Here is a 13,642-nt window from a genome sequence, read left to right as displayed (position 1 = left end):
CTCTAGCCGGCATCAAATTCAAATCATCAAGAGGCACGTTTGCCTCCTTTACGCGCTGCTTTATCCAACGACTCCAGCGCCTTGATGTCTTCCACATGCGCCGCCAAGGGTTCTGCTAGGCGCCGCTTGGCATCGAACGCGGCATAGCGCTCATGCACGATCTGCTGCATGCGCTCGTGGCTGACCGTACCGGCATCTTTCAACAACGGCCGTTCGTTGAATTCGACAAAGCGGTCCACGTGTTGGCGCCAGTCGTCCATGCGCAAGTCCCGGCGCTGGCTGGCGCGGTCCTCGGCGTAATTCAAAAACATTGAGGGGACGCGGTTCAACTGCGCGACCTTCTCTGGGTCGAGAGCGTTCCTGGCAAAGATGAGATCGTTCTTGCGCACGCGGCTGGCTTTCCCGCCGGTCAGTGCGATGTGGGGCTTGCTGGGCTTGGCAGGTTCGACCACCAGGTGCGCAGCGGTCTTCTGACCGTGGGCGGCAGTTGTCACGGGTTCCTCGACGGCTGACGCATCAGTCCGGGCCTGTGATGGCGATGCCCATCGCTGCAAGCCAGGCAAGGCGCTTGTCCGGATCGCCCTGGGAAGGGGGGGGTCAAATTGACCCCCCCCTTTCGGCAAGTGGTTGATTTCCAAAGTGGCAAGGCGGCTGTTCATTTTTTGTCCTTGTCCTGACCCGGCGCCGGCTTGGCATCCTTCTGTAGCCGCTTGATGCTGGTTTCCGGTGCAGGCAGGTTCTCCGGCAAGGTGCCGCCCAGTTCCTGGATGGTCTTGCGCACCGTTTGACCCACCTCCAAATGCGTCCGGTTGGCCGCCGTCTTGCCCTGCACGTTGTCGCGGCGCAGTTTCTCTTCGGCCTGCGTGGCACGGAACAGGTTGGCCGCCAGTTCGGTGCTGCCCATGTGGTCGAGGATCGTCTGGCTTTTCTTCAGGGCCTTGCGTGCATGGATGTCCTTTGCGCCCAGGCCGCCGTACAAGCCCTTGTAGCCGTGGTCCTGGAAGACGGCGTACTCCAGCGGTGTCTCCACACCGGCCTGTTTGGCTGCAGCGGCCAGATCCTTGTTGTGCCGGCTCATCTGGTCGCGCAGGAACAGGCGCCGCTGGTTTTCGCTCAGGGCATCGAAATCGACGGCTTCTTCGCCCTGGAGGCGTTCGTTGCCGATGCGTGCCAGCCAGCGCTTGAAGGGTTCGGCCTTGGGCGAGGGGATCGATTGAATGATGCGCAAGGCGCCTTCCAGCGTGGTGCAGTTCAACAACTGCGGCCCGCCCGCCGTGGTGACGCGCAAGGGCGTCACCAGCGAGTCCCAACTGCCGGAAAGCACCTCGTCGCGGCGACGCAAGTTGCGTAGATAGTTTTCCGGACTCTCCGAGTTTGTGAGTGCGACAACCAGGTCGATGACCGCAAACCACCATTGGCCTTGGTGCCATGTGCGCCGGACGGCGGCACTGTCCTGTGCCGGGAAGCCCGCGTCAGCCTGCGTGGCGATGTCGTTTTTTTCATCACTCATAGCCAAGCTCCTTGAGATAGCGGGCCATCTGCGTTTCGAGTGTTGCCAGTTCGTCCTTCAACTGCTCGCGCTCGCGGCGCACTGCCATCAGGTCGATCTCTGCTTCTTCCTCGAAAGTATCCACGTAACGCGGGATGTTGAGGTTGTAGTCGTGGCCGGCAATCTCGTCCGGGCTGGCCAGGTAGGCGTATTTGTCTACATTCTGGCGCGCCTGCACGGTGTCCAGAATGCGTTGCAGATCGCTCTCGCGCAGCAGGTTCTGGTTCTTGCCGTCCTGGTACTGGCGGCTGGCGTCGATGAACAGTACTTTTTTGTCTTTCTTCTTGGAGCGGAAGACCAACACGGCTGCCGGGATGCCGGTGCCGTAAAACAGCTTCTCCGGCAGGCCGATCACCACGTCGAGCAGGTTTTCTTCGATCAATTTCTGGCGGATGCGGCCTTCCGCGGCGCCACGGAACAACACACCGTGCGGCACCACCACGGCCATGCGGCCGGTGCGCGGCTTCATGGTGGCGATCATGTGCAGGATGAAGGCGTAGTCGCCCTTGGTACGCGGCGGCAGGCCGCGACGGAAGCGGTCGTGGGGGTCGGTATCGGCGCTGTCGTGGCCCCACTTTTCCAGCGAGAACGGCGGGTTGGCCACCACGATGTCGAAGTCCTTGAGGTGGTTGCCGGCCAGCAGCTTGGGATTGCGAATGGTGTCGCCCCATTCGATACGGTGGTTGTCCTCGCCATGCAGGAACATGTTCATCTTGGCTAGCGCCCAGGTACTGCCGATGGCCTCCTGGCCGTAGAGCGCGTACTTGCCGCTGCCGGTGCGCTCGCGGATCAGGCGGCCGCATTTGAGCAACAGCGAGCCAGAGCCGCAGGTGGGGTCGCAGATCTCGTCGCCTGGTTGCGGGTCCATCAGGCGCGCCATCAGCGTGGAGACTTCTGGCGGGGTGTAGAACTCGCCGGCCTTTTTGCCGCTGCTGGAGGCAAAATGCTTGATCAGGTACTCGTAGGCATTGCCGATGATGTCGAGCTGGCCAATGCGTGAGGGGCGCAGGTTGAGCGCGGGCTTGGCGAAGTCTTCCAGCAGATGGCGCAGCAGGTCGTTCTTCTGCTGCTCTTCGCCGAGCTTGTTGGCGTTGAAGCTGATGTCCTGGAACACATCGCGCAGCTTGCCCAGGTTGGCGTCTTCGATGGCGTGCAGCGCAGTGTCAATGCGCTCGCCGTTGCCGGGGCGGTGGCGCTGGTCGTACAGGGTGTAGAAGTTGGCGCGATGCGGCAGTACGAAACGCTCGTTCTTGAGCAGTTCTTCGATCAGGCCGGGCTTGTTGCCGTGTTTGGCGGTGTAGTCGTCGTAATGGTCCTGCCAGACGTCGGAGACGTATTTCAGGAACAGCATGGTCAGCACGTAGTCCTTGTAGACGCTGGGGTCCACGGTGCCGCGGAAGGTGTCGCAGGCAGTCCAGACGGCGGCGTTGATGGTGTCCTGGGCGATATCGGTCTTGCTCATGGGGGTTTCCAAAGGCTTAGGCGAGAAGGCGCTCGGCGAGGATCGCCAGCTCTGTTGTGCGGTTGTTGATCAGCGCGTGTAAGGCGGCGCGCTCTGCGTGTGCGGCCTGCTCCAGCGCAATGACCGCGTGTTGCAGTTGCAGTGGGGGTAGGCGGATGGGGGTCATGTCCAACACCGTGCGGCGGATACTCAGCTGGTTGCTGCCCTCGGCCGATTGGCGCAGATAGCGTTGTGCCGGCGCCTGATTGAGTTGCCACGCGAGAAAGGCGGGCAACAACTGCTGCGGTGCCTTCACCCGGATGACATAGATGTGTGGTGAGCAGAGCGTGCGTGGCGGCGGTGCCTGTGCCAGCGCCGCGAAGGTGTTGGACCCTCTGGCGATGAACACGACGTCCTGATCCAGGAGCCAGTCGGGATGCTTGCGGCCTTCCACCTCTGTTGCGACAAGCGCGTCGTAGGTGCAGAGCCGGGTGCGTGGGATGTCCCTGATTTGGACGACGCGCACGCTGCCCCCGGCAACCTCAGGAATCGACCCGCGAAACGGGTAGCCCATGCGGACATCCGCGTGCTTGGCAAGGGTGGTGATGAGTGCATGATTGATCATGAAGCGCACAATGAAGAAAAACCCTATTTCTGTCAACAAATTTGTGCTTCATTTGATTTGATGCAATAAAAATGGGTGCGCGAAAGCCGGTTGCTTGGTAATCTCATGGTCAAGGAGCAGTGCCTCCTGACGAGAGAGCACGCCATTCGGTATGTGACGGGAGAAAAGAATGCAGCAATCTTTTGACGGTGATGGCTCCGTGCTGGGTTATTACTTGCCCGAGCAGGCGCAGGACCGCCTGCAGAAGCTTGGCGAGCACATGCGTTTTCTGGCGCGGATTGCGGAGCCGCGCACGCGCGCAGAAGAGCAGGCCCCGCAACTGGCGATTCGCATGGACGAGCTGGCGCTCTGTCTAGAGCTGCTGGCAGAGCAGGTACGTCTGATTCTTGATGAAGCGCGCTGGCCGGCGACGCTGCACGCACCTGTTTGAAATATGCGGGCGGGTGATTTTGTCAACGCGGATGTGTGTCGATCTTGATCTGCTTGAGCTTGGACAGCTTCTCTGCAATCAGGTAGCGCAACTTGCGCTTGCGCGCCATCTCCGCGCGCTTGTCCAACCCCGTGTAACCCGCTACCCCCGCTGAGCGTGTCTTCCTTGCCATGCAGCAGCTAGTGCGCCTGCGTGATATCGGCGACGTTGGCTGCCGTGCATTCCACGTGGTGCACCAAGCCGGACACATCGTCTACGCCAATGTGCGCTTTCATCCCAAAATAGTACTGGTTGCCCTTCCTGGTTTGGTGCATTTCCGGACCACGCTCGCCGCCCTTGTTCTTGGTCGAACTCGGCGCAGCAATGATCGGGCGTCTACGATCGTCCCGCCGTGCAGGCTCTGCTGCTTGCGCGACAGGTGCGCGTTGACCCGGTTGAACAGCTTGCGCGCCAAATCGTGTTGCTCCAGCAAGTGGCGGAAATTGAGAATCGTGGTCTCGTCCGGCACCTCATCCAGGCCGCCGATCTTGGCGAAACGACGCACCGACACCGTATCGTAAAGGGATTCTTCGGCCGACGGATCGTTCAAAGCGTACCACTGCTGCAAAAAGTGGATGCGCAGCATCGGCTCCAGCCGATACGGCTGTCGCTCCGGCTGCGCCGACGTCGGATAGTGCGGCCTGATCAGCGTCAATAGGTCCTTCCACTGCACCACCTGATCCATTTCCGACAAGAACACATCGCGCCGTGTCCGCTTGCGCTTGTCGTTGTACTCCGCGTCGCCGAAATACAGTTCCATCGTCGTTGTTCCGCTGGGCTTTGCACGATTGTCGGAGGATCAGAGGGAGTTTTTCAGATCTTCCTTAGCAGACCAGGTGCGTCTTGTCCTGGATGAAATCGGTTGAACAGCGACCTCGCGTGGGCCTGTTTGAAACATTCGCGCTGACGTATGCGGCAACTCGCGCGATGCGTACCTGGGTCGGCGCGATAAAGTGGTGTTCTTGCGTGCAGCGCATCGTTCGCTGCTGGTGATTGGGTTTCAACGGATTTTCAGGGGCAATTTATCGAGTCAATTTTTCGAAGGTTGCATGGACACCTTCCTGGAACCGCTGCGCGGCATCTTTGATGAATGGGTCCGCCAGCAAATCCTCTGCCGTGGCACGATCTTGGCCAATCATGCGGTTGAAAAAACAGGCGATCTCTTGCTTGCGTTCCGAGGGCAGCTGTTGCAGCGCATCCATGAGCGGAAAGTCTTCCTTTGACTTTGCCACGGAAATGCCCACATAGCCCATGTGGTAATTCGGGCGTTTGGTGAAATGCACCAGGAGTTGGGCAGCGCTGTAGACGTCCCGTCGATGACTTGCTTTCAAATTCATCTCGATATAGCCGGGTGTGCCCATGTTGGCGGACTCGCCCTCTTCTCCACCCAGGCCCATATCGATCAGCCGGAACATTTTATTGGACCGGTCGTACATGACGTTGTTGTGCGAAACATCCTGGTGCACGATTCCTATTTCTTCACAACAGGACAAGGCGATCAAGACATCGGCCATCAGCTGCTTTGTCATGTCAAGATACTCCGGCGCAGTGATCGTCCCCTGCTGCAATGCCGGGCGCGCGAGCTCGACGAGGTTGCCGACAGTGGTGCCGTGGATTTTTTCCAGCAGCATGCCGAATACGTTCTCGATCTGCACCAGACCGTAGGCACGCATGATGCGAGACCCCCCATCCAGCGACACGGTCATTTGATATTCCCTGTATATGTTGGCTTTGTGCAACGAGACAGGGTTTTTTGGATCGGGCGCATCTTCCTGGAAGCGCTTGTCATACAGTTTGGTCGGGATCGGATCTTGGGGATCGGGGTTCAACATCGCCTTGAAGACAAAGTCCCGCCCGCAATTTTCTCCGGCTCGCCAGAAATCCTCAGCCAGACGGACAGCATAGGCTCTCCCAGAAACGCCTTTGCCAATCAGCTGCATGTTCTTGAGGCTTTGGTAACTGCCGGCGTGCGTTGGCTCAAGCCGCACAGGGAGGAAGCCGTTCTCGATTTCCAGCGCACCAGGTTTCAACAATGACAGTCGTTCGATCAGTTCTGAACGCCGAGAATTGGTGGTGAGTTCCCTTATTATGCGCGGACTGAGCGAGACGTCCTGTTGACGATAACGCATGTCCCGTGTCCGTATTCTTTCGTTTCGCAGGATGCCGGAGGCACTCGAGGGAGACGGTGTCAGGGCGAGAGAGCCAGGTGTATGCGGGTCGAGTAGCGATGCCAGTAGCGGCAAATTGGGGTATGGCGTCAATATGGGGCTGGAATCGGAGCCTGGCGTTGTCGGTGTGCTGCTGCCGCTGGACTGCGAGCGTGAAAGGGTGCGTGACACTATGAGTCGAGCAGGTGGGCGATCTATGTTCACACTCAACTCTGGGACAGCGAACTCTACGCTTCCGCTTCTCCTTTTTTTCAGCAGGTTGAGCAGGTGATCCTGGACGGGTGCGGCGGGCTCATGTTGTTCGGATGCTGGATGCGTCGAGGTCTCGGATGGATCGCCATCCGCTTGCATGCCATGTTGGCCAACCGGAGAAGTGGATGAGATCTTTTTCATGGTGAGAGACACGTGCCGTAATCGTTGATGTGAGTGGCTGGTAAATCGCAGGGAGTTGTCAGGGTAGGCATGACGGGGATAGCTGCAATCTCGAACGTCGCGCGGACGCTCGCGCGACTTTCTACCCAGGCATGCAGCGCACGCGGCACCTTTGTACGAGGTCATGTAAGGCAAGGCGAGGTGACTTGCAATTGCGGTAATACGCTCACTAAACACGCGTGATGGATAGAGCGAAAACACACGATGCTTTCTCAGGCGAAGTCCTCATGTAAGTCAGCCCTGAATGCGCCTTGCTCCGCGATTCGCTCCCGGGCAAGTGTATTCGCAGGTCGACTGATCCCCGTGGGCAGGAGGCGTAGCCTCGCTGCGTCACGTATGCGGAGTCTGAGCTATGCGCATCCAGCAACACATAAGCAGTCATGTTGGGTCGTCTGATTCGCCCGCTCCAGATGTGCCTGTTTCAGTTGAAGATCTTCCCGCTTCCAATGGCTGGCCTATTGTCCTGGAATCATTAAAAAAAGGTTCGCGTCGGAGAAATTCCTCTTCCAGGCAAGCGTCCGGGAGGCGCACCGGCGAAGACGCCATGGCCGAAATTCAGGAGGCAGAGGCAGTCTACGATGCATTCGTAGTCGCCAAGTATCTTGCCGATCCACTGCATGGCACTTTGGACAATACGGCCGAACTCATCGCGGAAGTGCCCAACTCGGGCGAACCGGAACATTCCCCGGAAGCCGAGCAACCTGCGCATTCCCACGAACACACGCCGATCGATCACACGCAGGTGTCGGCAGACCATCAGACGCAGCCCGGTATCGACGCGGCGCACTCCCTGGATCCGCATCCGATCGAGCCTGCAGCGCACGAGAGTCTCCTGCACACCCTGGCTGAGGAGGCGGGGCCGGGAGGCGTTGCCGATCTGGCAATGAGTTTGAGCATCAGTGGCGCCATGCTGCCGCTCTCTGGCCTTGCGATCTACGCCGCCTACAAGGAAACCCGCGAAGTGACCGAACAACGCGGTGCCCTGCGCCAACGCAAACGTCAACTGCAGTCGGAGAGGGCGTTGCTGCAACCTGCGCTTGGGAGCGGCCCATTGACTGCAGTTGCAGGCGCCCAGATCCATGCCTTGAGCGAAGCGATCGATACCGTCGCTTACCAACAACAGCGCAACGCACGTGATGGCGCCATCGCGGTGACCTCGATGGCGTCCGCAGGCGTGATCTTTACCAAGGCCACGACAGAGCTCGGCATCCAGGGCGGGTTGGCACTCGGCGCCAACAACGCAAATGCTGCTGGCTTGATAGGCCACAGCACCGCCGCCGCAGGCGCAGCCTCGGCGGCCGGTATCGCAGGCACATTTGTGCTGGCTCCGCTGGCAAGCGTCGCTGCCACCACGCTGGGCGGTGCGTTTCTGCACCAGTCACGCAAGGAGAAAAAACGCGTGGTTGCCGATGTGGCGCGTGTCGAAGACTTCCTGCAATGCCTGGAACCGGGCGAGCTCAGCCCTGGCGCGCAGCGCTACCAGCACTTCTTGAGCACCAAGCTGGCCCAGCGCAGCGGATTCGCCGGCAGCTTCAACAACTGGAACAAGGGCTTTGTCGTTGGCGGCGTCACCTACACGGCCAGCACCTTGACCAAAACCGGAGTCAGCACTGCAGTCTTGCTTGGTGCAACCACCGTAGCCGGGCCAGTGGGCACCGGTTTGGTGGTCGGTGCCGGTCTGCTGGGTGCGGTGACGATGGGTGTTGGGGGCCACCAGTTCCTGCTGGCGCATGGCAAGCAAAAACGGTATCGCAACTACGAGACTGCGGAGATGCCCAGCGTGGACCGGGCATTGCTTGCCATGGCCGACCTGCTGCCCACCACCGAGGCGGGCGTCGCTGCCTCACCGGGGGAAGTGGATCCGCATGGCACACCACGCGTCAGTGACGGTGCCTCGGGAAAAGCGTCGGGCACCGTCGTGACGACCGGCACTGGTGACCAGTTGGAGTCTGGCCATGTCATGCCCGGCTCAACCGAACACACGGCGGCTGCCCAGTCGGTAGCGGCAAAACAGGCATCGCCTGCAGCCGACGACGCGTCAGCCGCGACGGAGGCAACTGCTGCCGTTCCGCAGCATGGATTCGAACTGCGCAGCGCCCTGTACGCCTGCATCGACGGTCAGGAAAAAGCACGGGACGCGCTCTTGCAGAGCTGCGCCAACGACATGAAGAAACGCTATCGGGCAGTGCCTCGCTCTACCGATCAGAGCCCAGCAACTGGTCAGGCGGCTCAACCGTCCTCGCTCGCGAAGCGAGCCAGGGCAGCGCTTTTTGCGGGGGCGAACTACGGGCGAGCAGTGCTCACAGGAAAACCCCGCGTCGCTGGCGAAAAAGCCGCGCGAAGCTATGCAAAACATACCGATACATTGACCGAAACAGCGTTGAACCAGTGGCTGCAAACGCCAGGCTCGGTCAAGTCTCAGATCGCGTACATGCAAAGTTGTCTTGAGCTACAAAAGAAGTATCTAGACGCGAAACTGCGCTTGCAGGTGGAGCTGCCGGCGGTGGATGCCGCCAGTGATGCATTCTCCGAGACAGAGACCACCGCCACGGCGGCTGCGCAGGCGCAGGCGCGCCTGACCACGCAACTGCATGAAGCGCGTGAGCGCGAGGAATTCCAGCTGCGATCCGTCAGCCTGATGTTGGAAGAACTGGGCATGGCAAACGAGGAACTGGAAAGTTCGGACACGCGAAAGATCCAGCGAGCAGAAAATAGGATGCAAGGGCTGCAACAACGCCTGATCGGTGCGTTGACCGCAAACGCGATCACGCCGCAGCCGGGAAGTGCGGGCTTTGCGCATTTCTGCATGAAACAGGCCCGGCGGCACACTACCGATGTGCGCGGCACGTTGCTGGCCACTGAAATGCAGGCCGCGCGCATCCGCGAAGGCGCTGCGGCCGCAGCAATACCGTCATTCAGCCCTTGAGCGATCAGCAACCGCGGCATCTTTTTTACCAGCGGGACTCACCTGGCGTCTGATACGCCCAGGGTTTCCTAGACATCTCAAGGCCATGGAAAATGGTCGATTCGGAGGTGTCCATGAGCAGCAAGCGGTATACGGATGAGTTCAAGATCGAGGCGGTCCGGCAAGTGACTAACCGTGGGTTCAAGGTGGCAGAAGTCGCCGAGCGCCTGGGTGTCACCACGCGCAGCCTCTACGCCTGGCTGCGCAAGTTCGGCAAGCCTGGCGTGGTGCAGCGCGCCGAGGTGGACCAGAGCGCCGAGGTTCGGCGGCTGAAGGCAGAGTTGCGTCGAGTGACCGAGGAGCGCGACATCCTAAAAAAGGCGCGTACTTTGCCAAGGGGTAAAGGCAAAGTACGCGTTCATGCAGGCCCGTCGCAGCGAATTCAGGCTGTGCGCGATGTGTCGGGTGTTGCGCGTCAACCGGGCGGGTTACTACGGCTGGTGACGCTCGCCCGACAGTGAGCGCGCCAAGGAAGATGAGCGCTTGCTGGGATTGATCAAGCACCACTGGCTGGCCAGCGGCAGTGTCTATGGGCATCGCAAGATCACCACGGATCTGCGCGATCTGGGTGAGCGTTGCAGTCGCCATCGGGTGCATCGGCTGATGCGCACCGAGGGACTGCGTGCCCAGGTGGGCTATGGTCGCAAACCGCGCTTCCATTGAGGAATGCAGTGCAAGGCGGCGGCCAACCTGCTTGACCGACAGTTCGACGTGACTGAGCCGGACACGGCCTGGGCGAGCGATTTCACCTTCATCCGCACGCATGCAGGCTGGATGTACCTGGCTGTCGTGATCGATCTGTTTTCCCGGCAGGTCGTCGGCTGGGCGATGGGCGATCGGGCCGATACCGAGTTGGTCGTGCAGGCCCTGTTGTCTGCGGTGTGGCGGCGCAAACCCAACGCTGGTTGCTTGGTTCACTCGGACCAAGGGTCTGTCTACACCAGCGATGACTGGCGCAGTTTCCTGGCGTCCCATGGCTTGGTGTGCAGCAAGAGTCGGCGTGGCAACTGCCACGACAACGCACCCGTGGAGAGTTTCTTCGGCCTGCTCAAACGCGAGCGGATCAGGCGGCGGATCTATCCCACCAAGGACGCCGCTCGCGCCGAGGTATTCGACGACATCGAGATGTTCTACAACCCCAACCGCCGCCACGGTTCAACTGGCGATCTGTCCCCTGTAGAGTTTGAACGGCGCTACGCGCAACGAGGGTCTTGAGTGTCTACGGAGCCCTGGGCGTATCACTGCTTCGTCGCCTCAACCAGAACTTCGGTGAGCCACCGCGAAACGGAGCGCTTCTCGCCAAACTGCGACACGAAAAGGTCGCTTTCAAGAAAATGGATTCGCATCCGAGAGTTACTTGCATCATGAAAATCTGATAATACAAAAAAATAAACCCCTCTCACAGGTATTTCAAATGATGGACGGATTATTTAATTTTGACTATAAAAAATATCGGGAGATGACGGAAACGGCAAATGATCACCGCAATTCTCCGCCCCCTGAAGAATACAGGGAAAACCACAGCGCGGGTTATGACATGCATCCGCTGCTTAAATCCCTCCCGCGAAGAAATCCCACGCAAGTGCATGCCGATAGCTCGGTCCATCAGATGCGCGCAGCCGCGCCGACCTCCAAAATTCATAGAGATTACTCAAAAGTATTAGAACTAATCGACGCATATGGCGATGGCAAAGATATTGCCGAGCTACGAAGAAGATTTCCAGGTTTTTCTCGCTTTTTGGCAAAAAGCAGCCTGTCACGTAAGAGTGGCATGCAGATGCTTCGGGAATTGAACGAAGGTCAACGCGACCAGGTCATATATCAAATAATAAGACGAATTGAGAATGTCTTGGATCCTAAAGATCGAGAATTCGCGCTGAGCAACCTGGAGTTGGCTTGCAGTCAAAATATGGTGCTGAGCCAAGCCGCTTTGGATCGCATTGCCGGAGCCAAAGCCAAAGCCAAAGCCAAAGCCGAAGCCGAAGCCAAAGCCGAAGCCAAAGCCGAAGCCAAAGAAGCCAAAAGGGTGATCAGCGAAATTATGGGATATCTACCAAGATATGAAGCATTAGAGGAAGTGCCAGGCGCTGTGAACTTACATAATTACTTGTGTGGTGATGGCTCATTTGGCCGGGCGCTACTTAACATCCTTCCATACATCACTCCGGATCAGAAGAAAAGATTTGATCTGGCAATCGAGAGACGCAAGCTGGCCTTGGCCGCTCCAAAAAGCAAGCCTCTAAAAGGCGTATTCCGAACCCTCCATCAACAACCAAATTTGCTTCTTGAAATTTCAGGCAAATTCAGCAGTAGAACGTGCAGTATCGACGATGCAAGCAGCGGATATTTACCACAAGCATACCTCGAACAAATGGTCGACGAGGAAACCGGCGAACTGACTTGTCTGGGTGAAGCAGTGATTTCAGGAGCATCCCAAGGCATCCAGACGGCAATTCGCGCCAACTTCAGAATGCGTTATCAAGAACCGGACCTGCCTCCAAACAGCCCTCCTCAGGCCTTCCATCGGCCAGAAGAAACGTGGAATCCCGAGACTCCGGCGGGTTCTTCCTATTCTTCCTATTCTTCCTATTCGTCCCTGTTCCCGCCCACCCCCTCTGGCGGTTGGCCGCAGAATGCATCAGGTGAGTGGAATCCCGATACTCCGGCTGATTCTTCCTATCGTGCATGGCCAGCCCAGCCCGAAGCATCGAGTTCCACCTTCGATGATCTCGAGTCCTTGGACTCCAGGCAGAACTATGGTTATCGCGAATTCGACCTCAACACCCCCCAGGAAATCGAGCAGCCAGGTTGGCAGTACGCCACGCCCGCCCAAAGCACGGACTCGACCTTCGGTGGCCTCTCCTCCATGAGCCATTATGGCCGCGAATTCGACCTCAACACCCCCCAGGAAATCGAGCAGCCAGGGTGGCAGTACGCCATGCCCGCCCAAAGCACGGACTCGACCTTCGGTGGCCTCTCCTCCATGAGCCATTATGGCCGCGAATTCGACCTCAACACCCCCCAGGAAGAAGAAGAGCCTTGGGACTACGGCACGCAGACTCCCGTGGGGCACTCGGCCATGAGTCCCGAGAGGATCGATGTGGACAATCTGCCGTCGCCCCAGGACGTCCCAGACCCCGAGCTTCCTCAAGCGACGTCCACTTCGTGGCTGCTAGATGGACATTTGCGCGCCTACACCGACGACCTCGCTCGCCGATTGCGAGGGCAGCCCAATGCCCATTTACTTCACTTTGCCGACTCGCAGGTAGTGACCATGCTGAGCTCCACAGATCCAGGCCAACAGGTCCGCGCACGGCGCCTTCTTGTCGGAGACGACGTCCCACCTATCGTGTTCCTGCCGATCAATCAGCCCAACTTTCATTGGTCATTGCTCGTCGTCGACCGTCGCAACAAGGACGCTGCCGCAGCCTACTACTACGATTCCATGGCACAGACGCAGCCACAGCAACGCTACCTTGCCGACATGGCGGCCTATCACCTCGGCCTTGATTATAAACAAACTCACGAAATGCCCACCGCGATACAGCCGAACGGTTATTCCTGCGGCGATCATGTGCTCACCGGGATAGAGACGCTGGCTCACAGGGTGATCGACGGCACGTTCGACTCTGCGGACGGCAGGGACCTGAGCGAAATCGAACCAGACCGCGGGATGATCAGGGATCGTCTTGCCCAAGCGGAGAGGGATCGTCTTGTCCAAGCGGAGCAAGCTCCAGCAGAAAGCAGCGTCAGGCAAGTTCCCGAACGATCTATCGAACACAAGAAAAAGAAAAGCAAGTGGTGGAAGTTCTAGCAATTCGACCATCGGCGATAGAGGGTCGGCAGCAATTCGTTAAAAAGCTCTTTGCTGGCAGCGGGTTGCCTTATTTTTGGCTATTTTTTACACGAATCCCTGCCAATCCTCATTCCGAGCACCGACTGCGACCGTCTGGTGGCCACGCAGTAGTTTTGTTGGCGGCTCTTAACCGATCG

At 58.8% G+C, this 13,642-nt stretch carries 8 protein-coding genes and 2 pseudogenes; 4 read left to right on the top strand and 6 right to left on the bottom strand.

All coding sequences use genetic code 11. The features are described from left to right. Positions 1-26 precede the first annotated feature (26 nt). The 4 genes from rhuM to NYR97_RS01750 are packed head-to-tail and all read right to left on the bottom strand — an operon-like array spanning position 27 to position 3,615. Positions 27-659: a RhuM family protein gene (gene rhuM, locus NYR97_RS01765; RefSeq protein ID WP_316696334.1), complete on the bottom strand. Its 633-nt coding sequence runs from the start codon at positions 657-659 to the stop codon at positions 27-29. After that, a complete protein-coding gene (locus NYR97_RS01760) occupies positions 656-1,510 on the bottom strand; it encodes a BRO family protein (protein WP_316696333.1) in 855 nt (284 codons plus the stop codon). Before NYR97_RS01760 ends, rhuM begins: the two co-directional genes overlap by 4 nt. After that, the gene (locus NYR97_RS01755; protein WP_316696332.1) at positions 1,503-3,011 is read right to left on the bottom strand and encodes a type I restriction-modification system subunit M; all 1,509 of its coding nucleotides are present in this window, start codon (positions 3,009-3,011) and stop codon (positions 1,503-1,505) included. Before NYR97_RS01755 ends, NYR97_RS01760 begins: the two co-directional genes overlap by 8 nt. A gap of 16 nt (positions 3,012-3,027) precedes the next feature. Then, positions 3,028-3,615: a restriction endonuclease subunit S gene (locus NYR97_RS01750; protein WP_316696331.1), complete on the bottom strand. Its 588-nt coding sequence runs from the start codon at positions 3,613-3,615 to the stop codon at positions 3,028-3,030. A gap of 169 nt (positions 3,616-3,784) precedes the next feature. Here NYR97_RS01750 and NYR97_RS01745 point away from each other — a divergent pair, with 169 nt between their 5' ends. Then, the gene (locus tag NYR97_RS01745; protein WP_006452951.1) at positions 3,785-4,045 is read left to right on the top strand and encodes an XAC0095 family protein; all 261 of its coding nucleotides are present in this window, start codon (positions 3,785-3,787) and stop codon (positions 4,043-4,045) included. 43 nt (positions 4,046-4,088) lie between these two features. Here NYR97_RS01745 and NYR97_RS01740 read toward each other — a convergent pair. Further along, positions 4,089-4,844, bottom strand: a pseudogene (locus NYR97_RS01740) (IS5 family transposase); the annotation flags it as partial. 262 nt (positions 4,845-5,106) lie between these two features. Next, positions 5,107-6,603 (bottom strand): XopAU family type III secretion system effector serine/threonine kinase, encoded by a 1,497-nt coding sequence (gene xopAU, locus NYR97_RS01735; RefSeq protein ID WP_316697958.1) that lies wholly within the window; start codon positions 6,601-6,603, stop codon positions 5,107-5,109. 433 nt (positions 6,604-7,036) lie between these two features. On the opposite strand from xopAU, the gene xopK reads away from it, so the two are divergent. From xopK to NYR97_RS01720, 3 genes and pseudogenes are all read left to right on the top strand, one after another. Beyond that, complete coding sequence (gene xopK, locus NYR97_RS01730; RefSeq protein ID WP_316696328.1) at positions 7,037-9,610, top strand: type III secretion system effector XopK; 2,574 nt, start codon at positions 7,037-7,039, stop codon at positions 9,608-9,610. Positions 9,611-9,723: 113 nt separating this feature from the next. Further along, a pseudogene (locus NYR97_RS01725) lies at positions 9,724-10,864 on the top strand (IS3 family transposase). 322 nt (positions 10,865-11,186) lie between these two features. Continuing rightward, positions 11,187-13,463 carry a Ulp1 family isopeptidase gene (locus NYR97_RS01720; protein WP_425613058.1) on the top strand — a complete coding sequence of 759 codons (2,277 nt, stop codon included), beginning with the start codon at positions 11,187-11,189 and terminating at the stop codon, positions 13,461-13,463. Positions 13,464-13,642 lie beyond the last annotated feature (179 nt).

The sequence above is a fragment of the Xanthomonas hydrangeae genome, assembly GCF_032697525.1.
In the GTDB taxonomy this organism is placed as follows: Bacteria; Pseudomonadota; Gammaproteobacteria; order Xanthomonadales; family Xanthomonadaceae; genus Xanthomonas; species Xanthomonas hydrangeae.
Note: the sequence above shows the minus strand (reverse complement) of the source record. Positions and strands in the feature narration are given on the sequence as shown.